The 23166-nt window shown below is 61.5% G+C and carries 19 protein-coding genes; 7 read left to right on the plus strand and 12 right to left on the minus strand.

All coding sequences use genetic code 11. The features are described from left to right. Positions 1–30: 30 nt before the first annotated feature. Both LA321_RS18110 and ydiJ read right to left on the minus strand, forming a co-directional pair. Entirely contained in the window at positions 31–519 is a 489-nt protein-coding gene (locus tag LA321_RS18110; protein WP_026457003.1) for a hypothetical protein, read from the minus strand. After that, positions 519–3590: a D-2-hydroxyglutarate dehydrogenase YdiJ gene (ydiJ, locus tag LA321_RS18115; protein ID WP_042069698.1), complete on the minus strand. Its 3072-nt coding sequence runs from the start codon at positions 3588–3590 to the stop codon at positions 519–521. Before ydiJ ends, LA321_RS18110 begins: the two co-directional genes overlap by 1 nt. 168 nt (positions 3591–3758) lie before the next feature. On the opposite strand from ydiJ, the gene LA321_RS18120 reads away from it, so the two are divergent. The 3 genes from LA321_RS18120 to LA321_RS18130 all read left to right on the plus strand — a co-directional run bounded on the left by LA321_RS18120 (position 3759) and on the right by LA321_RS18130 (position 7789). Then, the gene (locus tag LA321_RS18120; protein ID WP_026456425.1) at positions 3759–4685 is read left to right on the plus strand and encodes a cation diffusion facilitator family transporter; all 927 of its coding nucleotides are present in this window, start codon (positions 3759–3761) and stop codon (positions 4683–4685) included. 286 nt (positions 4686–4971) lie between these two features. Then, complete coding sequence (locus LA321_RS18125) at positions 4972–6507, plus strand: TerC family protein (protein WP_042069699.1); 1536 nt, start codon at positions 4972–4974, stop codon at positions 6505–6507. A gap of 166 nt (positions 6508–6673) precedes the next feature. Then, positions 6674–7789, plus strand: coding sequence for an alkene reductase (locus LA321_RS18130; protein ID WP_042069701.1), 1116 nt, complete (start codon positions 6674–6676; stop codon positions 7787–7789). A 122-nt stretch (positions 7790–7911) separates the two neighbouring features. On the opposite strand, the gene LA321_RS18135 is transcribed toward LA321_RS18130, so the two are convergent. Beyond that, a complete protein-coding gene (locus LA321_RS18135) occupies positions 7912–8946 on the minus strand; it encodes an adenosine deaminase (RefSeq protein WP_042069702.1) in 1035 nt (344 codons plus the stop codon). A 186-nt stretch (positions 8947–9132) separates the two neighbouring features. On the opposite strand from LA321_RS18135, the gene LA321_RS18140 reads away from it, so the two are divergent. The 4 genes from LA321_RS18140 to asnB all read left to right on the plus strand — a co-directional run bounded on the left by LA321_RS18140 (position 9133) and on the right by asnB (position 13865). Beyond that, positions 9133–9882, plus strand: coding sequence for an HAD-IIA family hydrolase (locus LA321_RS18140; RefSeq protein ID WP_026456419.1), 750 nt, complete (start codon positions 9133–9135; stop codon positions 9880–9882). Between the two features lie 55 nt (positions 9883–9937). After that, positions 9938–11542, plus strand: coding sequence for a cation:proton antiporter family protein (locus tag LA321_RS18145; protein ID WP_042069703.1), 1605 nt, complete (start codon positions 9938–9940; stop codon positions 11540–11542). Positions 11543–11628: 86 nt separating this feature from the next. Further along, entirely contained in the window at positions 11629–11994 is a 366-nt protein-coding gene (locus LA321_RS18150) for a cupin domain-containing protein (RefSeq protein WP_042069704.1), read from the plus strand. A 206-nt stretch (positions 11995–12200) separates the two neighbouring features. Continuing rightward, positions 12201–13865: an asparagine synthase B gene (gene asnB / locus LA321_RS18155; protein WP_042069705.1), complete on the plus strand. Its 1665-nt coding sequence runs from the start codon at positions 12201–12203 to the stop codon at positions 13863–13865. Positions 13866–14023: 158 nt separating this feature from the next. Here asnB and LA321_RS18160 read toward each other — a convergent pair whose 3' ends face one another. The 9 genes from LA321_RS18160 to LA321_RS18200 form a co-directional block, all read right to left on the minus strand. After that, positions 14024–15520 (minus strand): C69 family dipeptidase, encoded by a 1497-nt coding sequence (locus LA321_RS18160; protein WP_042069706.1) that lies wholly within the window; start codon positions 15518–15520, stop codon positions 14024–14026. A 445-nt stretch (positions 15521–15965) separates the two neighbouring features. Beyond that, the gene (maiA, locus tag LA321_RS18165) at positions 15966–16601 is read right to left on the minus strand and encodes a maleylacetoacetate isomerase (protein ID WP_042069707.1); all 636 of its coding nucleotides are present in this window, start codon (positions 16599–16601) and stop codon (positions 15966–15968) included. 72 nt (positions 16602–16673) lie between these two features. Next, positions 16674–17669, minus strand: a complete 996-nt coding sequence (locus LA321_RS18170; RefSeq protein WP_042069708.1) for a fumarylacetoacetate hydrolase family protein — start codon at positions 17667–17669, stop codon at positions 16674–16676. Positions 17670–17678: 9 nt separating this feature from the next. Next, on the minus strand, positions 17679–18836 hold the full coding sequence (locus LA321_RS18175) for a homogentisate 1,2-dioxygenase (RefSeq protein ID WP_042069709.1): 1158 nt from the start codon (positions 18834–18836) through the stop codon (positions 17679–17681). Beyond that, positions 18829–19959 (minus strand): 4-hydroxyphenylpyruvate dioxygenase, encoded by a 1131-nt coding sequence (hppD, locus tag LA321_RS18180; protein ID WP_042069710.1) that lies wholly within the window; start codon positions 19957–19959, stop codon positions 18829–18831. Before hppD ends, LA321_RS18175 begins: the two co-directional genes overlap by 8 nt. 224 nt (positions 19960–20183) lie before the next feature. Beyond that, positions 20184–20864 carry an HAD family hydrolase gene (locus tag LA321_RS18185; RefSeq protein ID WP_042069711.1) on the minus strand — a complete coding sequence of 227 codons (681 nt, stop codon included), beginning with the start codon at positions 20862–20864 and terminating at the stop codon, positions 20184–20186. Between the two features lie 15 nt (positions 20865–20879). Continuing rightward, positions 20880–21539, minus strand: a complete 660-nt coding sequence (locus LA321_RS18190; protein ID WP_042069712.1) for a TIGR01621 family pseudouridine synthase — start codon at positions 21537–21539, stop codon at positions 20880–20882. A 169-nt stretch (positions 21540–21708) separates the two neighbouring features. Beyond that, on the minus strand, positions 21709–22401 hold the full coding sequence (locus tag LA321_RS18195; RefSeq protein ID WP_026457515.1) for an ABC transporter permease: 693 nt from the start codon (positions 22399–22401) through the stop codon (positions 21709–21711). A gap of 3 nt (positions 22402–22404) precedes the next feature. After that, a complete protein-coding gene (locus LA321_RS18200; protein WP_042024909.1) occupies positions 22405–23145 on the minus strand; it encodes an ABC transporter permease in 741 nt (246 codons plus the stop codon). Between the last annotated feature and the right edge of the window lie 21 nt (positions 23146–23166).

The raw sequence follows: 23166 nt of genomic DNA on the forward strand, positions 1-23166 counted from the left end.
CGGGGCAACAAAACAGAAAAAACGCCTCGCTCACCAGGGATAGGTGACGCCGGGCCACTCGGACCAAGGTATCTCCCGCCCCGGCAGGCGGGGATGCTGCCAGCGCCACACCTGCGCCAACCAGTCGCGCAGCTCGGCCTCCAGCTCGGCATCGCTCAGGGGCGCCTCGGCCACTTTCCAGAAGAAGAGCTCCACCTCTACCTCCGGCAGCACCGAGGGATAGAGGTAGACCCCGCCCCAGAACTCGGGCTCCCGGTCCGGGCTCCACAGGCCATAGGCAAAGGAGCGCTTGGCCAGAAACTCCGACTGTTGCCACTCCAGGTCCCCTTCGTGCTGGCTCAGGCTGAAGTTGGCCGAGGGCCAGGCATCATTTGGCCGAAACAGCTGATGGAGCTGCTCCCGCTCGCGCAAGATGGCGACGAACTCCACCGCCGCCTGACCCAGGGTCGCGGGCAGCAGCAGGAACCGGGGCGTCCGGTAGGCTTTGGGGACCCGAAACCGTTTGGGAAAACGCAGCATCAGAGCAGTTCCAGCAAAGCCTGCAGCGGATGCCTGAGCTTCTCGCCCTCCATCCGCTTGACCTGGCTGCGGCACGAATAACCGGTGGCAAGGCAGCGCCCTTGCGGCAGGCGAGCAAGCGGCTCGGCCCAGCTCAAGGCGTAGATGCCTTTCGAGTTCTCCACCTGTCTGGCGTCGTGGCCATAGGTGCCTGCCATGCCGCAGCAGCCCACCGAGACCGGCTGCAGGGTAGCGCCAAAGCGCTTGAACAAGGCGCTCCAGTCACCGTGGGTGGAGGGCTTGGCAGTCTTCTCGGTACAGTGGGCGAACAGATACCAGGGCTCGGCGTCACTCCCCTCACCCGCATTCCCCCCGCCAGCAGGCAGCTTGTCTGCCGGCAACGAGAGTAGCCACTCCTGGGGCAGCATCACCTGAAACTCGCCGCGTGCCGGCCCCAGGGTCTTGGCATACTCGTCGCGATAGCAGAGCACCATGGCCGGATCCACCCCCACCATGGGAATGCCGAGGGCCGCCACCTTGTTGAGGAACTGGGCACTGCTTGCCGCAGTGCGGGCAAAGCCGCGCAGGAATCCCTTGACGTGCAGGGGCTTACCGTTGGGCTTGAACGGCAGCAGATAGGGCTGGTAGCCGAGTTTGCCGGCGAGCTTGACCAGATCCCGCACCAGGGGGGCTTCGTAATAGCTGGTGAAGGGATCCTGCACAATCAGCACCACCTTCTGGCGCTGCTCGGCGCTCATGGCTTCAAGGCCGGGCAAGTCGAAATAACGGGCACGGTTGTCCCGCAGCTCGTCGGCCAGGGTCGGCACGCTCACCAGCGGCACGTCCACCATGCCGATGCTCTTCTCGGTCGCCTTCTGGACCCACTCCTTTTCCAGGAAGAAGTTGACCAGCTTGGGCGCCCTGGCAAGCCAGGGGGTGTAGCTCTCGACCGTACCGATGACATAGTCCTTGGGACTGCGCAGATAGCGTCCGTGATAGAGCTGCATAAAGCGGGAGCGGAAGGTGGGCACATCCACCTTGATGGGGCACTGGCTGGTGCACGCCTTGCACGCCAGGCACCCCTCCATCGCCTCCATCACCTCGTGGGAGAAGTCGTACTCCCCCCTGTGTTTGCCCCAGCTGTTGCGCACCTTGTCCACCAGTTGCTTGAAGCGCACGCCGCCCGATTGCAGTGCCACTTCTTCGGCCAGCGGATCGAAGCCCTGCTCCGCCAGCTGACGCAGCCATTCGCGCATCAGGCCGGCCCGCCCCTTGGGGGAGTGGCGCCGGTCGCGGCTGATCTTGACCGAGGGGCACATGGGGGAATCGGTCTCGAAGGTGAAGCAGAGGCCATTGCCGTTGCAATCGAGGGCTCGGGTGTAACTTTCCCGCACCGCCACCGGGATCTGGCGGTCGAACTTGCCACGCTTGGGCCCGTCCACCGACACCAGCTCGGCGCCGCTGCCATAAGGCATGCAGATCTTGCCCGGGTTGATGCGGTTCTGGGGATCGAAGGCCCCCTTGACCCGCTGCAGCTCCTCCCACAGCTCGCCAAAGAAGGCGGGGCTGTATTCGGAGCGAAAACCCTTGCCATGTTCCCCCCACATCAGGCCGCCATATTTGGCGGTGAGCGCCACTACCTGATCCGAAATACGCCGCAGCAATACCTCCTGCTCGGGATCGCACAGGTCCAGCGCCGGACGCACGTGCAAGACACCGGCATCCACGTGGCCGAACATGCCGTAGTCGAGGCCATGGGCATCGAGCAGGGCGCGAAACTCCATGATGAAATCGGCCAGGGATTCCGGCGGCACGGCGGTGTCTTCGGTGAAGGCCACCGGCTTCTTGCGCCCCTCGGCGTTACCGAGCAGCCCCACCGATTTTTTGCGCATGGCGTAGATGGTCTCGATGCTCGGCAGGTGATCGCACACCTGATAGCCGATGATCCCCGCCTCCCCTTGGGCCAGCAGGTCGTCGATGCGGCGGCACAGCTCGGTCACCTTGGCCTTGTGCTCGGCCTCGTCGGTATCGGCGAACTCGACGATGTTGAGCCCCTGCAGATCCTTGCCGGGCACATCCTGAATGAGTTCCTTCACCGAATGCCAGATGATGTCGGCCCGGGCCAGCCCCAGCACCCGGGAGTCCACCGTCTCCACCGACAGGGCCTGCGCCTGCACCATAAAGGGAGCATTTCTGAGCGCAGAGGGGAAACTGTCGTACTTGACGTTGACCAGGGTGCGGTAACGCGGAATGGGGGTGATGTTGAGTTTTGCCTCGGTGATGAAGCCAAGAGAGCCTTCAGAGCCGCACAGCACCCGGCTCACGTCCAGAGTGTCGGTATCCGGCTGATAGAGATGCTTGAGATCGTAACCGGTCAAAAAGCGGTTGAGCTTGGGGAAGGTGGCCTCAATGTCGGCGCGCCGTTCGCGGCCGATGCGATAGAGGGTGCGATAAATATCCCCCTCGCGATTCTCAAGGGCCAACTTGGCTTCAAGACGCGAGCCGCTCAGCGGCTCGGTGGCCATGATGTCGCCATTCTCCAGCACCGCTTTGAGGCCCAACACGTGATCCGAAGTCTTGCCGTAGACGAGCGATCCCTGCCCCGAGGCATCGGTGTTGACCATGCCGCCCAAGGTGGCGCGGTTGGAGGTGGAGAGATCCGGCGAGAAGAAGTAGCCGTGGGGTTTGAGATAGGCGTTGAGTTGATCCTTTACCACCCCGGCCTGGGCCCGAACCCACCCCTCTTCCAGATTAATTTCCATGATCTGGTTCATATGGCGCGAGAGATCGACGATAATGCCGCCGCCCAATGACTGGCCATTGGTGCCGGTGCCGCCGCCGCGAGGGAAGAAACTCAGGGTGGCAAACTCCGGTGCACCGGCCAGCTTGAGCATCGCCGCTATGTCATCCGCACTGCGCGGATAGAGAACCGCTTGAGGTACGACCTGATAGACGCTGTTGTCCGTCGCCATCGCCAACCGGCTTGCATAAGACTTTTCGATATCGCCACGGAATGCGCTGCGCCCCAATGAGTCAAGGAACTGCAGGGTTGTGGCTGACAAACTGTCCTGGTAATCGAGTCTCGGGATCATGAATCCTTGTTCCCTTTATTTGCTTGATGCCGGAACTCCGGCGACAACGACTGGCCCACTGCCTCTCTGGGCGCTCCCGGCCAGTCCGCTCACATGTGAGCGGGCAGTATATCAGCTCAAAAATCCCTTGCGCGGGCAAAATATTCACCATTTGAAAGGAGGATTGTTATGGCTCACCACAGCCATGTTATCAGTACGCTGGTCACCACAGAGAAACAGGCCCTGACCCTGTCGCTGTTCGGCTGCATCTCGTTTGCACTGTTCGGCATCGGTTACGGCCTCTTCGTCGGCTCCAACGCCATCATGCTCGATGGCATCTTCACCCTGTTCAGCATGGGGATGACGGGCCTGGGTCTCGTCACTGCCTATCTCGTTACCCGCCCCTCCGATGAGCGCTTCCAGTACGGCTATGCCCACTTCGAGCCCATCACCAACGTCATCAACGGCGTCATCATTCTGCTGCTTTGTCTCGGGGCCCTCTACAGCGGCATCACCACCCTGCTTGAGGGAGGACGGGAGATCGATCTCGGCCACGCCCTCATCTATGCCGCCGTCTCCACCTTCTTCTGCGCCATCATCTACCTCATTGAGGCCGACGTGGCCGAGCGGGTCGACTCCGAGCTGGTGCGGGTGGACTCCAAGGAGTGGCTGGTGGATACCCTGCTCAGCGCCACCCTGCTCATCGGCTTCGTGGTGGCCATCGGCCTCGATGCCATCGGCTACGGCCACTACAACCGCTACATAGACCCGGTACTGGTCTCTCTGCTGGCCCTGTGTGCCACCCTCATCCCCATCAAGGTGCTCGGTCGCAACCTGCGGGAAGTATTGAAAATCGCCCCAAGGGGGGATGTCTCACAGCGCGTCGCCCGGGAGGTGGACGCCTTGCGCCAGCGCTATGGCGTCGAGTGCTACAGCCACCTGGCGAAAAGCGGTCGTCGTTTCGATCTCGAACTCAACATTCTGGTGGCGCCGGATCAGGAGTGGCCCGTCGAGCGTCAGGATGCCCTGCGCCAGGAGCTCTGGTCCCGCCTCGGCGATACCCTGGGGGACGCCTGGCTGTCGGTCTGTTTCACCCGCGAGAAGCGCTGGTTGTAACCGCCGCCTGGGGGAGGCGGCCCGTCGCTTCCCCCGTGTCATCACATCTTCATGCACTCCCTCTTGCCAAAACGGCGCCAGCCGTTATCATCAGGGCTCACTTTTAACCCGAGGTTTTATTGCCCATCATGGACAATCCCCGAAGTCGTCCTTCGTTTACTCCCGTCAAACTCTCTCTTTACCTGCTTCATCCGCGCCTCTGAATAACGTCATTGCCTTGCTGTCACCACGGCCCCACTCGCCGTGTCCACCGTTCGTGCTGTCTGTTTTTTATTGAGGTCATAACATGGAATTTCTGCTGGATCCCCACATCTGGATCGGTCTCTTTACCCTGATCGTTCTGGAAATCGTGCTGGGGATCGACAACCTGGTCTTCATCGCCATCCTGGTGAAAAAACTGCCCCCCGCCCAGCGGGACAAGGCCCGCGTCATCGGTCTGTCGCTGGCGCTGATGATGCGTCTGGGACTCTTGAGCGTCATGTCCTGGCTGGTCACCCTGACCACCCCCATCCTGCATATCTGGGATCACCCCTTCTCCGGTCGGGATCTCATCCTGATGGGGGGCGGCCTGTTCTTGCTGTTCAAGGCCACCTCCGAGCTCCATGAACGGCTGGAGGCCAAGCCCCAGGAGGATGGTCCGGTCGGCGCCTACGCCAGCTTCGGCGTGGTGATCGCCCAGATCCTGGTACTGGATGCGGTCTTCTCCCTGGACTCCATCATCACCGCCGTCGGCATGGTGGATGAGCTGTGGGTGATGATGGCCGCCGTGACCATCGCCATGGTGGTGATGGTGCTCGCTTCCAAACCGCTGACCCGCTTCGTCAACGCTCACCCGACCGTGGTGGTGCTCTGCCTGAGCTTCCTCTTGATGATCGGCTTCAGCCTGGTGGCAGAAGGGTTCGGATTCCACATTCCGAAGGGCTACCTCTATGCAGCCATCGGCTTCTCGGTGCTGATCGAGTTCTTCAACCAGCTGGCCCAGCGCAGCGCCCGTCGCCACGAGGCCAAACTGCCCCTGCGCGAGCGCACCACTGCCGCCATCTTCAAGTTGATGGGCAGCAAGGCCTATCAGGAGACGCCGGATGACGACGAGGATGCCGCCCCCGCAGCGCCGGTGAGCTTTGGCGAGGAGGAGCGCTATATGGTGACCGGTGTGCTGTCCTTGGCCGAGCGCTCCATCCGCACCATCATGACCCCGCGCTCTGACGTGGCCTGGATCGACATCAACGATTCGGCGGACGATATCCGTGCCCAGCTGCAACAGGAGCCCCACAGCCTGTTCCCCCTCTGTGACGGGGATCTGGACGAGATGATCGGGGTGGTGAAGGCGCGAGATCTGCTGTTTGCCCTCAACGAAGGGCAGCCCCTGAGCGAACTGGCCAAGCAGAACGACCCCATTATCGTGCCCCAGACCATCAACGTGATCCGGCTGCTGGCGGAGCTGCGCCAGGCGCGCGGCAGCCTTATCTTGGTGGCCGACGAGTTTGGCATCATCCAGGGTCTGGTCACTACCCACGATCTGCTGGAGGCCATCGTCGGCGAGCTGCCGGACGAAGACGAAACCCCGGACATGGTGCGCGATGGCGAGGGCTGGCTCATCAACGGCAGCACCAACATCCACCATGTGGAGCAGGTGCTGGAACACGAGGGACTGGTGAGCGAGAGCGACGAATACGTGACTCTCGCGGGCATGTTGCTCTCCCACTTCGGCACCCTGCCGGCCCCGGGCCAGCAGATGCAGCTGCAGCAACTCTGCTTCGAGGTGATCGAGGTGAGCGAGCGTCGCATCGAGCGGGTACGGGTGACGCCTGCCGCAATCTGATCTTCATGCTGTCAACAAGAGGGCCTGCGGGCCCTCTTTTTTATGTCCGGGCGACAGAAAGCCCCTAATTGCTGCTCTGAGCGCAATTCAATGGTGCAATCCCCCCTCTTTTTCACAACAAACCGGCGCAGTAGAGTGGCCCCACTTCCACCATGAGGAACTCAAGATGAGCCAGGATCACCTGTTCTGCCCGCTGCGCCTCGGCCAGCTGTACCTTAACAACCGCATCGTCATGCCCCCCATGACCCGCTCGCGCGCCAGCCAGCCCGGCGACGTGGCCAACGCCATGATGGCCACCTACTATGCCCAGCGCGCCAGTGCCGGCCTCATCATCAGCGAGGGCACACAAGTCGATCCCATGGGCAAGGGTTATGCCTGGACACCGGGGATCCACAGTGCCGAACAGGTCGCCGGCTGGCGGCTGGTGACCGATGCCGTGCACGCCAAGGGGGGCACCATGTTCGCCCAGCTCTGGCACGTGGGCCGGGTCACCCATCCGGACAACATAGGCGGCGCCCAGCCCCTCTCTTCATCGGCCATAAAGGCTGAAGGGGTCAAGGTGTTCGTCGATAACGGCAGCGATGCCCCCGGTTTCGTCGAGACGGTCACCCCACGCGCCATGACTCGGGAAGACATTGCGACGGTGATCGAGCAGTTCCGCCAGGCGGCCCGCAACGCCATGCTGGCGGGCTTTGACGGCATCGAACTGCACGCCGCCAACGGCTACCTCATCAACCAGTTCCTCGACTCCGAGTCCAATGCCCGCACCGACCAGTACGGCGGCTCGCTGGAAAATCGGCTGCGTTTCCTCAAGGAGGTGACCGAGGCGGTCGGCCACGAGATCGGCATGGCTCGGGTCGGGGTGCGCCTTGCGCCCCTCACCACCCTCAACGGCACTGTAGATGCCAACCCGCAGGAGACCTATCTGGCCGCAGCCCGGATGCTGGGTGAGCTCGGTATCGTCTACCTGCACATCGCCGAGGCGGACTGGGACGATGCCCCCTTGATGGCGGAGAGCTTCAAGCAGGGGCTGCGGGAGGTCTTCCCCAACACCCTCATCTACGCCGGCAAATACGATGGCGCACGGGCGCGGGCCGCCCTTGAGGCGGGCTGGGCCGATATGATTGGCTTTGGCCGCCCCTTCGTGGCCAACCCCGACTTGCCCGAGCGGCTGCGCCGCGGCTATCCCCTTGCCCCCCACGATCCGGCCACCCTGTTTGGCGGTGGCGAACAGGGGCTCACCGACTATCCCGTCTATGGCAAGGAGGACGTCCCTGCCTGATCCCGGACAGGGGGTCAGCCGCACACCCCGCCAATAAACCGTTCATCCATAAAAAGACCCGCCAGCGATGGCGGGTCTTTGTCTTTCTCTTTAGGCACAACTTAGGCACAACGTGGATGCGCTCAGCTCAGGCTCACCCCATGACTGGCAGCGTGGCTGCGAATATCCCGGGTCAGGCGCGCCTTGTCGGCCAGGCTCAGCCAGCTCGCCTCCACGGCGTTTAGCGACAAGCGGCCAAGCTGGCTCGCCGTGGCCCCCAGCTCGTCTGCCAGCGCCTGGAAGTTGGCGTTCATGTAGCCACCGAAATAGGCGGGATCGTCCGAGTTGATGGTGACGCAGAGCCCCTGCTCCAAAAGCCGCAGCACATTGTGGTGGGCCATCTGGTCAAACACCTTGAGCCGGGTGTTGGAGAGGGGGCAGACGGTCAGCGGCAACCGGGTATCGGCCAGATAGCGCAGCAGCTCGGGATCGTCCACCGCACGCACCCCGTGATCGATGCGACACACCTCAAGCTCCCTGATGGCCTGCCAGATGTACTCCGCCGGCCCCTCTTCGCCTGCGTGGGCCACCACCGGTAGCCCCAGCTCGCGGCAGCGCGCATACACCCGGGCAAACTTGCCGGGCGGGTTGCCCTTCTCCCCCGAATCGAGCCCGATGCCGTGAATGCGTGAAAGGAAGGGCTCGGCCTCGCGCAAGGTGGCGAAGGCTTCCTCTTCGCTCAGGTGGCGCAAGAAGCTCATGACAAGGCGCCAGCTAATCCCGAACGTCTTTTCGCCGGCCTGCAGCGCCCGCTCAATCCCTCCCAGCACGGTGGCAAAGGGGATGCCGCGGGCGGTGTGGGTTTGCGGGTCGAAGAAGATCTCCACGTGCCTCACCTTGTCGGTGGCGCAGTGCTCGAGATAGGCCCAGGTGAGGTCGAAGAAATCCTGCTCTGTCACCAGTACGCTGGCGCCACAGTAGTAAAGGTCGAGAAAGGACTGCAGGCAGTCAAAATCATAGGCAGCGCGCAGGCTCGCCACGTCGGGCCAGGGCAGCGCCACTCCGTTGCGCCCGGCCAGTTCAAACATCAGCTCGGGTTCGAGGGTGCCCTCGATGTGGAGGTGCAGCTCCAGTTTGGGCAGGTCGGCAATAAAGTTGCTGGCAGCAAGGTTATCCATGTCGGTCACTCCATCAGCACGTTGAGTCCGGAGTCTGCCTCTCCACCAAGCTGACCCCCTGGTTGTTTTATTGTGCACCCAAGTTACGCGACGGGGGAGACATGTCATCAAACAGACTTATAATGGCGTCACAAAAATCATAATTGATTGAACATATTAGGTTCTGCGCCCCGACAAGGAGTTTTCATGAAGAAGAACGTCATCTGTGACATCGACGGTGTCATCCTGCACAACAACGACCTCATCCCCGGCGCCGATCGCTTCGTTCATCGCCTGCTGGAGCAGGGCAGCAAGCTGCTGTTCCTCACCAACTACCCGGCCCAGACCCAGAAAGATCTGCAAAATCGCTTCCGCTCCGCCGGGATCGAGGTGCCGGAAGAGTGCTTCTACACCTCCGCCATGGGCACCGCCGACTTTCTCAAGCGCCAGGATGGCAAGAAGGCCTATGTGATCGGCGAAGGGGCCCTGACCCACGAGCTCTACAAGGCCGGTTTCACCATCACCGACATCGACCCCGACTTCGTGGTGGTGGGCGAGACCCGCAACTACAACTGGACCATGATGCAGCAGGGTGCCAAGTTCGTGGATCAGGGAGCCCGCTTCATCGCCACCAACCCGGATACCCACGGCCCCCTGATGCACCCGGCCTGTGGCGCCCTGTGCGCCCCCATCGAGCGGATGACCGGCAAGAAGCCGTTTTACGTGGGCAAGCCGAGCGCCTGGATCATCCGTGCGGCGCTCAACCGGATGGAAGCCCACTCCGACAACACCCTCATCATCGGCGACAACCTGCGCACCGACATTCTGGCGGGCTTCCAGGCCGGCCTCGAGACCGTGCTGGTACTCTCCGGGGTGAGCAAGGTGGCGGATATCGACCGCATGCCGTTTCGGCCGAACCACATCTTCGACTCCGTGGTCGACATCGATATCGTCTAACCCCCAACCAAGGATATGAAGAGGGCAGGCCTGCCCTGCTCTCGCTGAAACTGACATGGAACCAATTCTTATCGCCGTGGCTTTTGGTTGCGGCATGCTGGTCAACCTCATCGGGTTGCCTCCCCTGCTCGGCTTTCTCGCCGCAGGCTTCATCCTCAACGGCATGGGCTATGAAAATACCCCGGCCCTGAGCGAAGTGGCCGATCTCGGGGTGACCCTGCTGCTCTTCACCATCGGCCTCAAGCTCAACGTCAAGACCCTGATGCGGCGCGACGTTTGGGGCACCACCAGCGTGCACCTGCTGCTCTCCACCCTGCTCTTTACCGTGGTGCTGCTGGTCTGCAAGGGGCTGGGGCTGGAACTTGCCCTGTCGCTCAACTGGCAACTCGCGATCCTGCTCGGCTTCGCCCTCTCGTTTTCCAGCACCGTGTTTGCGGTCAAGGTGCTGGAGGAGCGCAGCGACATGAATGCCCTCTATGCCCGCCTCGCCATCGGGGTGCTGGTGATGCAGGATGTGTTCGCGGTGGCATTTCTGGCGTTTTCCAGCGGCAAGTGGCCCAGCATCTGGGCCCTCTGGGTGCTCGGGTTGCCGCTGCTGCGCCCCCTGCTGTTCAAGCTCTTGGAGCGGGCCGGCCACGGCGAGCTGCAGGTCTTGCTCGGCGTCTTCCTGGCGCTGGTGGTGGGCGCGGCAGGCTTTGAGGTGGTGGGGCTCAAGCCTGACCTTGGGGCCCTCATCATCGGCATGATGCTGGCGTCCCACCCGGCGGCGGCGGGGCTGGCCAAGGCGCTGTTCAACCTCAAAGACCTCTTTCTCATCTGCTTCTTCCTGACCATAGGCCTCAACGGCCTGCCGACCCACGACACCATGCTGCTGGCCCTGGTGCTGGTGCTGGCATTGCCCCTCAAGAGCGCCCTCTACTATCTGGTCTACAGCGGCGCCCACCTGAGGGTGCGCACCGTACTGCTCTCCACCCTGGCGCTTAGCAACTTCTCGGAGTTCGGTCTCATCGTCGCGGCCATCGCCGCCAAGGCGGGCTGGCTCTCCCATGAGTGGCTGGTGGCCGTCTCCCTGGCACTCGCCGCCAGCTTCATGATCTCCGCCCCTCTCAACAGCCAGAGCGAGCGGATCTATCACAAACTCGGCGGCTGGCTGAAGGGATTGCAGGCGAGCAACCTGCACCCCGAAGACAGACCCATCGAGCTGGGCGATGCCGAGGTGATCATCCTCGGCATGGGGCGCATTGGTCAGGGGGCCTACTTCGAGCTGGAGAACAAGTACGGCAACGTCATCCTGGGGGTGGAAAACGACAGCGAGAAGCTGCCGACCCTGCGCGCCCAGGGGATGAACGTCATCGAGGGAGATGCCACCGATACCGACTTCTGGGACAAGGTGCTGCTCTCCAACCAGGTCAACCTGGTGCTGCTGGCCATGCCCCACCACTCGGGCAACCTCTACGCCATTGAGAAGCTGCGCAGCCACGGCTTTACCGGCAAGATTGCCGCCATCGTGCGCTTTGAAGATGACATCGCCTCCCTCACGGAACAGGGGGTGGATGCGGTATTCAACGTCTACAACGAAGCGGGCAGCGGCTTTGCCCGCCACGTGATCCACCGCCTGCAACCTCTGTCAGATCTTGGCAAGGATGCACGCTTCGTTTAACGTAAGCGCAACTCCGTTTAATAAAACAAACAACCGCGGGGCCTGGATGGCCCCGTTTTCAATTCCGCCACAGACAAGGATGTCCCATGAAGACCCTCAACGACTGGGTACTGCTCGATCGCAACGACCCCGCCCCCACCCCGCTGATGCCTGCCCCCGAGCGCATTAGCGCCGGCAATCCGCGCCAGATTGTGTGGAACCACTACTCCGACGCCAGCCAGCAGTTTCACGTGGGATTCTGGGCCTGTGAGCCCGGGCGCTGGGCCGTGCACTACACAGAACACGAGTATTGCCAGCTGCTGGAGGGCGAGGTGGTGATCCACGACAGTGAGGGGGGCCAGCTTGCCCTCAAGCCCGGCGATCAGTTCGTCATCCCCGCCGGCTTTGTCGGGCAGTGGGAGACCCTCACCCCCTGTCGCAAGGTCTATGTGATCTTCGAACCCGCCGCCTGACGTTCACGTCAACCTCATCTCCTTTTCCCGGCGACCGGACGGGTCGCCACTCTCCCCCACTGGCTTGACGCTTACGGCATGATTTTCTGCGGTTTTCCCGCTTGCAAAAGGGTTTTCCGCTAGGCATTGTGATTGGCGAGGAATGTAAATGGAATTTCGAGCCCAAACGTGGGGGGCTCATATAAAAATCAAGAGGATTACCGCCAATGTGTTCTATTTTCGGCATTCTGGACATCAAATCCGATGCAGCAGCCCTGCGCAAATCGGCGCTGGAGATGTCCAAGCGACTTCGTCACCGCGGGCCTGACTGGTCCGGCGTCTACAGCTCCGACAAGGCCATTCTGGTGCATGAGCGCCTGGCCATCGTCGACCCGGGCAACGGCGCCCAGCCGCTCTACAACCCCGAACGCACCCATGTGCTGGCGGTCAACGGCGAGATCTACAACCACAAGGAGCTGGAGAAAAACCTCAAGGTCGACTTCCAGTTCCAGACCCACTCCGACTGTGAGGTGCTGCTCGCCCTCTACAAGGAGAAGGGCCCGACCTTCCTGGACGATCTCAACGGCATCTTCGCCTTTATCCTCTACGACGCGGAGCAGGATGCCTACCTGATTGGTCGCGACCACATGGGGATCATCCCCCTCTACACCGGCCGCGACGAGCACGGCAACTTCTATGTCGCCTCCGAGATGAAGGCGCTGGTGCCGGTGTGCAAGAGCGTCGAAACCTTCCCGCCGGGACACTACCTGTGGAGCAAGGATGGCGAGCTTAAAACCTGGTACAAGCGCGACTGGATGGAATACGGCGCGGTCGAGCACAACGTCAGCGACAAGGCGGAGCTCAAGGCCGCGCTGGAAGCGGCGGTCAAGCGCCAGCTGATGTGCGACGTGCCCTACGGCGTGCTGCTCTCCGGCGGGCTGGATTCGTCCGTCATCTCCGCCATCACCAAGCTCTACGCCGCCCGCCGGGTGGAAGACGATGACAAGAGCGAGGCCTGGTGGCCCCAGCTGCACTCCTTCGCCGTCGGCCTGGAAGGCTCGCCAGATCTTGCCGCCGCCCGCAAGGTGGCCGATCACCTGGGCACCATCCACCACCAGATCCACTTCACCGTGCAAGAGGGCCTGGATGCCCTGACGGATGTCATCTATCACCTCGAAACCTATGACGTCACCACCATCCGCGCCTCCACCCCCATGTATCTGATGGCCCGTTACATCAAGGCGATGGGCATCAAGATGGTGCTCTCGGGCGAAGGCTCCGACGAGCTGTTCGGCGGCTACCTCTACTTCCACAAGGCACCGAACGCCCGGGAGTTTCACGAGGAGACGGTGCGTAAACTCTCCGCTCTGCATCTGTATGACTGCCTGCGCGCCAACAAGTCCATGGCCGCCTGGGGCGTGGAGGGCCGCGTGCCCTTCCTCGACAAGGAGTTCATGGACGTGGCGATGCGCCTCAACCCCGCGGACAAGATGTGCGGCAAGGGCAAGATCGAGAAGCACATCCTGCGCGAAGCCTTCGAGGATCTGCTGCCCCACGAGGTAGCATGGCGTCAGAAGGAGCAGTTCTCCGACGGCGTAGGCTATTCATGGATCGACAGCCTCAAGGCCATGGTCGAACAGGAGGTGACGGATCAGATGTTCGAGGCAGCGGCATTCCGCTTCCCCATCAACACCCCGCTCACCAAGGAGGCGTACTACTACCGCGCCATCTTCGACGAGCACTTCCCGCTCGAATCTGCCGCTCGCACCGTGCCCTACGGCAAGTCGGTCGCCTGCTCCACGCCAACGGCCCTTGAGTGGGATGCCAAGTTCAAGGAGATGGCAGACCCGTCAGGTCGCGCCGTGATGGACGTCCACCAGCAGGGTTACTAACCCACTGAGCAATACGACCAAACAAGCGACCGGATAACGCCAAATAGCAAGAGCCCTTCACCATGGTGAAGGGCTCTTTATATCGGGCCTCAAACAGCGGTGACGGCCCATCAAGCTGACCGCCAGACACTCTCTTTTTCACTATGAGTGCGCCGCGATTAATCCTTTTTCGCCTGGTTGGCAAAGAAGATGTCAGCCTGAATATCCTGAGTGCGCACCGTAAATATCTGGTTGGTCAGATCTTCCGTCAGGGTCTCGGCCTCTTTCATCACCCGCAGATTGAAGTCGTTGAGCATCTTGTTGGCGGCAGCCTTGTCGGTTTTGGCCATTTTCAGATAGCTGGCTTCCATCTCTTTTTGCTCTTTGGCGATCTTCGCCTCCCAGCTCTGGTAAGCCTGTTTCACTATCGGTGCCAGCTTGGGATAATCGGTCATCACCAGCGTCTGCAACTTGCGATATTTCCAGTAGATGGAGTCGCTGTCTGCCTTGTCGCTACCCATGGTATAGTGGGCCGGATAGGCTTCCAGACCACTGTAATAGGGAACGTAAGCCGTCAAATCGGCCATGCCGAGGCCCACATAAGTCACCTCGCCCACCTCTCGCGGCATCCAGGGTCGCACTTGCATCACATGGGACTCATAGGTGCGAAACACGCTGATGGGGCGCCATGGCTCCTGCCCATTCAACCCCTTGCTGTAGGGATCGTGCTCGGTACCGTCATAGTGATTGCGCAGCACCGCCTTGACCTCTTCCAGCGTCATTTTCTTCTCCGGAGTCAGATAGACCGGGAATTGGCGGCCGGCATCCACCGCCTGCTTGAGCGATGGATTGAACATCTTCTGGATGGTCCAGACCCGCGGATCGTTATAGGTGCGATCCCGCTCGTCATCACGGGTATAAACCTTGGAGAAGTTGAAGACCCCATCCTTTTGCGGATCATAGAGCCCCTTCTCGGTGGCAAACTCAATCAGGTTTTTCGAGCCCATCATGTCGGCACTGGCGGGATCGTACTGTTGCAGGCGTCCCTGGTTGCCTGAAGCAAAATATTTATCCTTGGGCAGACGCTGTGCCATCCAGTGATGGCCGGTGGCAGTCTCCAGATACCAGAGCTCGTCATCATCCACCACGGCGACGCCAAACCCTTCTCCTGCGCCTATGGTTTCGATGATATTACCAAGCAGGGCAACCGCCTCACGAGCCGATATGGCGCGGGAGAGCAGCACATCGGGAATATCATCCTCGGTGATCCCCTTGTCCTCGACATAGGGATCGAAGGCTAGCGCCTCTGGCGAGGCAAAAATGGACTCGGTACCGCTCACCCCCACCCCTTTCTCGTTGAAACCGGTGGCACCGTGCAGCTGGGTCTTCCAGTTCGGCACCGTGGTGTAACGCAGAGAGTTTTTCGGCAAGGGATAGCTGAAATCATTGGCACCGTTGTGGGCCCTGGAGCTGTGCATACCGCTTTGCCCCTGCTTTGCCGGATGGATCACGAAGTGCTGGGCTTTCAGAGCATCGCTGTCGGCACTGCGAGCCACCATCATGGAGCCATCGGCGGTGGCCTCACTGCCGACCAACAGGGTCGTACAGGCGAATGTCGAAGAGAAGAGCGCAAGGTTGATGGAGAGTGCGACGACGCACTTCTTGAAGGAATGCATGAGATCTCCTTGTTGCAAATTGGCGGTGGCTCGCCCGCCCCTCCTGCCCCCTGCTGCAACTGATCGCGATGGTGACACAGGCCGTGCATAACGGGCCATCAAACGATAAAGACATGAACAGGAGAAGGGCGGACATCTCTTGGCGTGGTAGGCAGAAATCCCAAATCCACCGATGCATGACCTGTTCGCATCTTCTCCCAGCGTCGCGATACTAGGCCTAATTGACTGATGCAAATGTGATTGGTGACGCAAAACACCAATCACCAAGACAAAGCCAATTAAAAATGTTGATAATTGCGACAAATACAGGATTAACACCCATCAACTTTCCAGCAACCTCACCTCAATGGGCAAGCGGGTATAGGGTCGAGTAAAAGAAGGAGGTAGATAGGTAGAGAACGAGATGGTGTAGACACCATCCCGCCCTTTTTGATGTGTCAGCTTGTCACTGTGCGTCTGGTTGATTGGCGGGGGCGGCCTTGATAAAGGCCTGCAGCTGCTCGCAGTTGGCGACGATGCGGCTGATGGTGGGGTACTCCTCCAGCGACATCTCGTAGCGGCGGGCGTTGTAGACCTGGGGCACCAGCATGCAATCAGCCAGGGTCACCTCGTCCCCGACGCAATAGACACCGGCCGTGCTCATCAGCAGCTGTTCGAGGGCGGTGAAAGTCTCGGTGACCCAGTGGCGATACCAGGCCGCCTCCTGCGCCTTGCTGACCCTGAACTCCTGGCCCAGATAATTGAGGACTCGCAGATTGTTGAGGGGGTGGATGTCACAGGCGATCATGTTGACGATCTGGCGTACCTGGGCCTTGTCCTCTGCGGCCGAGGGCATCAGGGGGTGGGCAGGATAGGTTTCATCAAGGTACTCCATGATGGCGACCGACTGGCCGACCCGTACATCCCCATCCACCAGAAAGGGCACCAAGCCTTGCGGATTGACCCGACGATAGGCTTTCTCCCGCTGCTCATCCTGCCGCAAATTGATCGGATGCTGCTCGTAATCGAGCCCCTTGAGCTGCAACACGATCCGTACCCTGAAACTTGCCGATGAGCGCCAATAGCCAAACAACTGCAACATACTTCGTCCTTTTTTTATCTGCCGACCTAGGGTGAGCTCACCCAGGGTCGGCCCCCGTACGCTCGGGAATCATCACCCCGTCTGGCCACCACCCTGCACCACTTGCTGGGAGATGGTGCCAAACAGACTCTTGCCATGGCGATCCTGCATGGTGATGGCCACTCTATCACCAAACTTCAGGTAGGGGGTTGTAGCTTGATCACAATCAAGAATTTCCAGCATGCGCTGTTCGGCCAGACAAGATGATCCGGCGCTGCGATCATAGTTGGAGACGGTGCCCGACCCTATGATGCAGCCCGCCCCGAGCGGTCGGGTCTTGGCGGCGTGGGCGATCAACTCATAGAAGTTGAAGGTCATGTCCACCCCCGCATCGGGCGCGCCGAACAGGGCGCCATTGAGGTAGGTTTCAAGGGGCAGGTGAACCTTGCCCTCACGCCAATCCTCCCCCAGCTCGTCCGGGGTGATGGCCACCGGCGAAAAGGTGCTGGAGGGCTTGGACTGGAAGAAGCCAAAGCCCTTGGCGAGCTCTGCCGGGATCAGGTTGCGCAGGCTCACGTCGTTGACCAGCATCAAGAGCTTGACGTGGCTGGCTGCGGCCTCACGGCTCACCCCCATGGGCACGTCGTCGGTGATGATGGCGATCTCGGACTCAAAATCGATGCCCCACGCCTCGGACTCCATGACGATGGGGCCACGGGGGGCGAGAAAGCTGTCGGAGCCCCCCTGATACATCAGAGGATCGTGCCAGAAGCTCGAAGGCATCTCGGCGCCGCGGGCCTTGCGCACCAGCTCCACATGATTGACGTAGGCACTGCCATCGGCCCACTGGTAAGCGCGGGGCAAGGGAGAGAGACAGGCCGTCTCGTCGAAAGGAAACGCCTCGGGGCAGTCTTCGTCGTTGAGCGCCCGATAGACGGCGGCCAGCCGGGGTTCGATGACGGCCCACTCGTCCAGCGCCGCCTGCAGGGTGGGCACTATGTCTGCGACCCGCACCCCGTGGCGCAAGTCCCGACTCACCACCACCAGCGCGCCGTCGCGCTTGCCATTGTTCAATGTTGCCAGTTTCATGATGATTCCTTATTTGCCGCTGCCACTGGTGAGTCCGGGGCGCTGCCAGCTGGTGACATACGCCGGGTTTTCTATCCCCTCGCACAGGCTGCCGACGTTGAGCGCATCGCGGGTATCGAGCATGACCGCCACCTCGTCGGTGAACTTCTTGGCATAGGCCTGCCCCGCCGCAAACGCCTTGGGATGGGGGCCATGGGTGAAACCGGCGGGATGGAAGGTGACCATGCCCCGCTCTATGTTGTCTCTGCTGAAGAAGTCCCCGGCGTGATAGAAGAGCACCTCGTCGTAATCGTCGTTGCTGTGATAGAAGGGCACCTTGAGGGCGCCGGGATCGCTCTCGATGGGGCGCGGCACGAAGGTGCAGATGACGAAGCGGCTCGCCACGAAGGTGGAGTGAGCCGACGGTGGCAGGTGGTAGCGGTGGCTCATCAGTGGGCGGATGTCGCGCCAGTTGAGGCGCACCACGCACAAGTCCCCGTGCCACCCCTGGGCATCGAGCGGATTGAACGGCCAGGTGATGACGGAAACCTGATCGTGGCGCTTGACCTGCAGCGACCAGGGGTTTTCATCCTGCTGGGCCAGGAAACGTTCGTTGATGGCGGGCACATCGAGCGCCGCCGGATCGAAGATGGCGTGATTGCCCACCAGCCCCTTGTCCGGCAACTGGTAGCTGTCGTTGGTGGCCTCGATCATCAGGATGAAGAGGGGCTCGGTGGGCTCGATGCGCCACATGGTGCCACGGGGGATCACCACATAGTCGCCATCCCGCAGGGTCAGGTGACCGTAGTCACAATAGAACTCGCCGCCCCCCTCGTGGATAAACAACAGCTCGTCACCGTCGGCGTTGCGCACCAGAAACGGCATGGGCTCATGCAGGCGCCAGATCCGGTAGCGGCAGTGGGGGTTGCTGAGAATATCCGGCATCACCCAGGGGGAGAGGGAGCTGACCTCCTCTTGCAGGCCGTTGAGATCGAAGGCCCGCGGGCGCAGCGGCCCCTCCCAGTTGATCCAGTCGGTGGGGGCATGCTTGTGGTGCATGTGGGTAGCCGGGCCGAAAAATCCGGAACGACCCAGTTCACGCTCGTAGATGGCCTGCTCGGGCAAGTCGGCATGAGCCTGGCGGGAGTGGGTCCCCTCCCGATGGGGGAAACTTATCCAGTTACGCATCACTCTCCTCCCCTTTTCTCTCACCCTGTTCGCTGCCACTGAGCACGCCACGGCGGATCTGATCCAGTTCGATGGATTCGAACAGTGCCTGGAAATTGCCCTCGCCAAACCCCTCGTTGCCCTTGCGCTGAATGATCTCGAAGAAGACGGGACCGATGACGGTGTCGGTGAAGATCTGCAGCAGTATGCCGTCCTTGGTGGGGGAACCGTCGATGAGGATGCGCAACTCTTTCAGCGCCGCCAGATCCTCCTGGTGCCCCTCGACCCGGCTGTTCACCTTCTCGTAGTAGGTGTCGGGGGTAGGCATAAAACCGGTGCCGCGCCCGCGCAGGGTGCGAATGGTTTGATAGATGTCGGCAGACGCCAGGGCGATATGCTGGATCCCCTCCCCCTTGTACTGGCGCAGGTACTCCTCGATCTGGGACTTGTCGTCCGCCGACTCATTGATGGGGATGCGAATTTTGCCGCAGGGGGCGGTCATGGCGCGGGAATGGAGCCCCGTCAGCTTGCCCTCGATGTCGAAATAGCGAATTTCGCGAAAGTTGCCGATCCGCTCGTAAAAGTTCGACCACACATCCATGTTGCCGCGATGGACGTTGTGGGTCAGGTGATCGATATCAAGGAGCCCGGCATCCACTTCGGCCATGCGGGCCTGCCAGTCGGGATAGAAGACAAAATCCACCTCATAGATGGAACCCCGCTCGCCGTAACGGTCGACAAACGACAGTGTGCTCTCGCCGATGCCGTAGATGGCGGGAATATTGAGCTCCATGGGCCCTATCTTTCCGACAAACGGCTTGGCCCCCTTGGCGATGGCGTACTGCTGGGCCTTGCCCGCATCAGAGACCCGAAACGCCATGCCGCAGACACTCGGCCCGTGCAGGCTGGCAAACTGCTCGGCCTGGGAGTGGGGCTCGGCATTGACCACGAAGTTGATATCCCCCTGGCGATAGAGCCAGCACTGCTTGTGCCTGTGCTGGGCGACCTCGGCAAACCCCAGGGAGACGAACAGCGCCTTGAGGGCGGCAATGCCCTTGGCATCCGGGGCCGTGTATTCAACGAACTCAAAGCCGTCGGTGCCAAGCGGATTGATGGTATGGGTGGTAGAAGGGGTGGCATTCATCGGGCGCTCCTTGCTCCATCAGGAAAACAGCGCGGGCGGTGATACACTGCCCGCGACAAGTGTTAACAACTTGTTTCATTAGAGGCAGTGGGCGGCAGGAAGAGAAGAGGAAGCCCTCAGATAGTTTTTCGTCCAAGGAGGCGATGAATGTAAATGAATTGTGACATTCAGGGCGAAGGCCTGCGATCAAAGCGCCGGAGTACCTCCCCCCTGTCAGCTTTGTCTTACAGTCGCCAGGATTTGGGGATTAGCCGGGGCAGTTTCGCCCTCCCCCGCGCGAGCCGTGCCGGGGTGGGATTGACAAGCCAGGCTTCTTGCCCCAACGCCAGCAGCGGCAGATCGTGCAGGCTGTCGCTTAAGGTAAGGGCAGGCTCAAGGGTGCGCACCTCGGGCAACAGCTTGTGCACCCCGTGGCAATAAAAGCGCGGCATCAGGCCGCCGAAACGGTAGTGCATGAGCGAGCCCAGGATGCGGCAGGGCAGCTTGCCCGAGCGCTGTTGGTAGAGCTGGCCACGCACCAGGGCGCGAGGACTGGCGGAGATCACCCAGCAGCGCGCCCCCGCCTCATCGAGCAGGGCGTGCGCCTCCCGAAAGAGTCCCGGGCGGGTGCGGCAATAGGCCCGCACCAGCTTGCGCCAGCCAAGGGGGGAAAGCCCCAGAGTAATGGCCCACCAGATAAGCGAAATCCCCTGACGACGCTGGCTTGGCAATAGATAGACCAGCCCGCCAAGGGCGATGACCGGCAGCAACAACAGCGGCCAGCGGCGACGACGCAGGATGTAACGCAGCAGCCCGGCATGGCTGTCACCGGGGGCCAGGGTGTCATCAAAATCAGCTAGGATCCAGCCGATCGTCTTCGCTGCACTCCCCGCTTTCCCCTTCTCTGGATCATCATCCAACTGCATCTTGCTCTCCCGGATTCAGGGCGCCAGGGTGTCGATGGCCGCCGCCAGTTCGGGGGTCACGAACTCGTCCCCCAGGTTTGGCGGACAGACAAAGTCGAACGGCTCGCCTGCCAGGGTAAAGCGCAGGCGCCAGGCGTGCAGGTAGCCGCGATCGGCCAGCGTGCCGCCGTAGCGCTCATCCCCGAGGATGGGGGCACCAATGCTCTTCATGGCCACCCGGATCTGGTGGGTTTTGCCAGTCTGGGGCTTGATGCGATAGAGGCGCAACCCCTCGCGCACCGACACCGAATCGAACCAGCTGATAGCGGGGTTGTCGAGAGTGCGGGTCAGCATCCAGCTGCCGCCCCGCCCCTTCTGCATGTCCCCCTTCACCCAGCCCTGCTTCTTCTTCGGCTTGCGATCGGAGAGGGCCAGATACTGCTTGCTCACCTCCCGCGCCGCGAAGGCCATGCTGAGGGCGCGGTTGGCCTCCGTGGTGCGCGCCAGCAGCACCAGCCCGGAGGTCATCTTGTCGAGGCGGTGCACCGGATAGAGGGTGAGGCCCGTGTCCGCCTTGACCCGATTGACCAGACCCGGAGTAAGCAGACCGGGCTCCCCTCCCTCATCGTGCATGCCAATGCCGGGCTGCTTGTCGATAACCAGGAAGGCGGGGTGCTGAAACAGGATCCGGTACATAAAACCTCGATAAACAAAAAAACCTTCGCGGCCCGTCAGGGTGCCGCGCTCAGGCGAGGCATTCTCCCCGCTCCCCCGCCATTTGGCAAACCCGATGTGCCGGGATACAAAATGGCCCCCGCCTGTTGCCGGGCGGGGGCCGTCGTCACTCAGTATGGCAAGCCGTTTGTCAGACGCTGCGCGGGCGCAAGTGGGCGTGCCAGCGCGCCTCCCACTTCTTGAACAGCCAGACGATGACGAAGGTCAGCACCATGTAGAGCAGACCGGCAGTCAGGAACGCCTCAAACGGACTGTAGTAGCGGGAGTTGATGATCCGCGCCGCACCGGTCAGATCGACGATGGTAATGATGCCCGCCACCGCCGAGCCCTGCAGCATGAAGATCACCTCGTTGCTGTAGGCGGGCAGCGCACGGCGAAACGAGTTGGGCAAGATGATCCGGGTGAGGGTCTGCCAGCGGGTCATGCCGAAGGCATTGGCCGCCTCAATCTGCCCCTTGGGCATGTTCTGCACGGCGCCACGCACGATTTCGGCGGTGTAGGCCCCCGTGTTCAAGGTGAACGCCAGCAGGGCGCAGAACCAGGCCTCGGCAAACAGCGACCAGGCGGCGCTGTTTTTCAGCCACTCCCACTGGGCGGCGCCGTAGTAGATGATGAACAGCTGCACCAAGAGCGGGGTGCCGCGAAAGAAGTAGATGTAGGCCCAGATCGGCCCCTTGATCAGCCAGTTGCGGCTGTTGCGCAGTATGCCCATGGGCACTGCCAGCAGCAGGCCGAGCACCAGGGAGGCTGCCACCAACAGTACCGTGGTGTAGAGGCCCTGCCAGTAGGTGGGCCATTCAGTGAGGATGATTGAAAAATCCATGGCTTACCTCGTCTTGATCGCGTAGTGGCGCTCGGCCCACTTCAGTGCCGAGGTGGAGACTGCGGTGAAGATCAGGAAGATAAGCGCCACCGCCATGTAGAAGGTGAAGGGCAGCTGGGTCGAGCCCGCCGCCAGAGAGGCTTTGCGCACCATGTCATCGAGCCCGATGATGGAAACCAGCGCCGTGGTTTTCAGCAGCACCAGCCAGTTGTTGCCAAAGCCCGGCAAGGCGTGGCGCATCATCTGGGGAAACAGGATGCGACGAAACACCTGGGTCGCTCGCATGCCAAAGGCACGGGCCGCCTCCAGCTCCCCCTTGTCCACCGCCAGAATGGCTCCGCGGAAGGTCTCGGTCATGTAGGCGCCGAAGATAAAGCCGATGGTGGCCACCCCGGCCGCAAACGGGCTGATATCGATGTAATCGGGCAGCAGGGAGACCCACTCCTGATTGGGATTGCTCGCCAGCAGATAGTTGTTGTAGGTCTCGTTGACCCAGGTACAGAGGTTGTTGATGAGCACCTGGCCGCCGAAGAACAGCAACATCATCAGCACCAGATCGGGAATGCCGCGAATGATGGTGGTGTAGGCGGTGGCAAAGCCGCGGGCCCACTTGTAGGGGGAGAGCTTGGCCAACGCCCCCAGCATGCCGAGCAGAAGCGCCAGCAGCAGGGAGGCCAGCGCCACTTCCAGGGTGACCCAGGCCCCCTCCAGCAGGGAGGTTTCGTATCCTTTCAAATCAAACATATGCAGTTCCATCGCAACTAA

The sequence above is a fragment of the Aeromonas enteropelogenes genome (assembly GCF_020097295.1).
GTDB lineage: Bacteria > Pseudomonadota > Gammaproteobacteria > Enterobacterales > Aeromonadaceae > Aeromonas > Aeromonas enteropelogenes.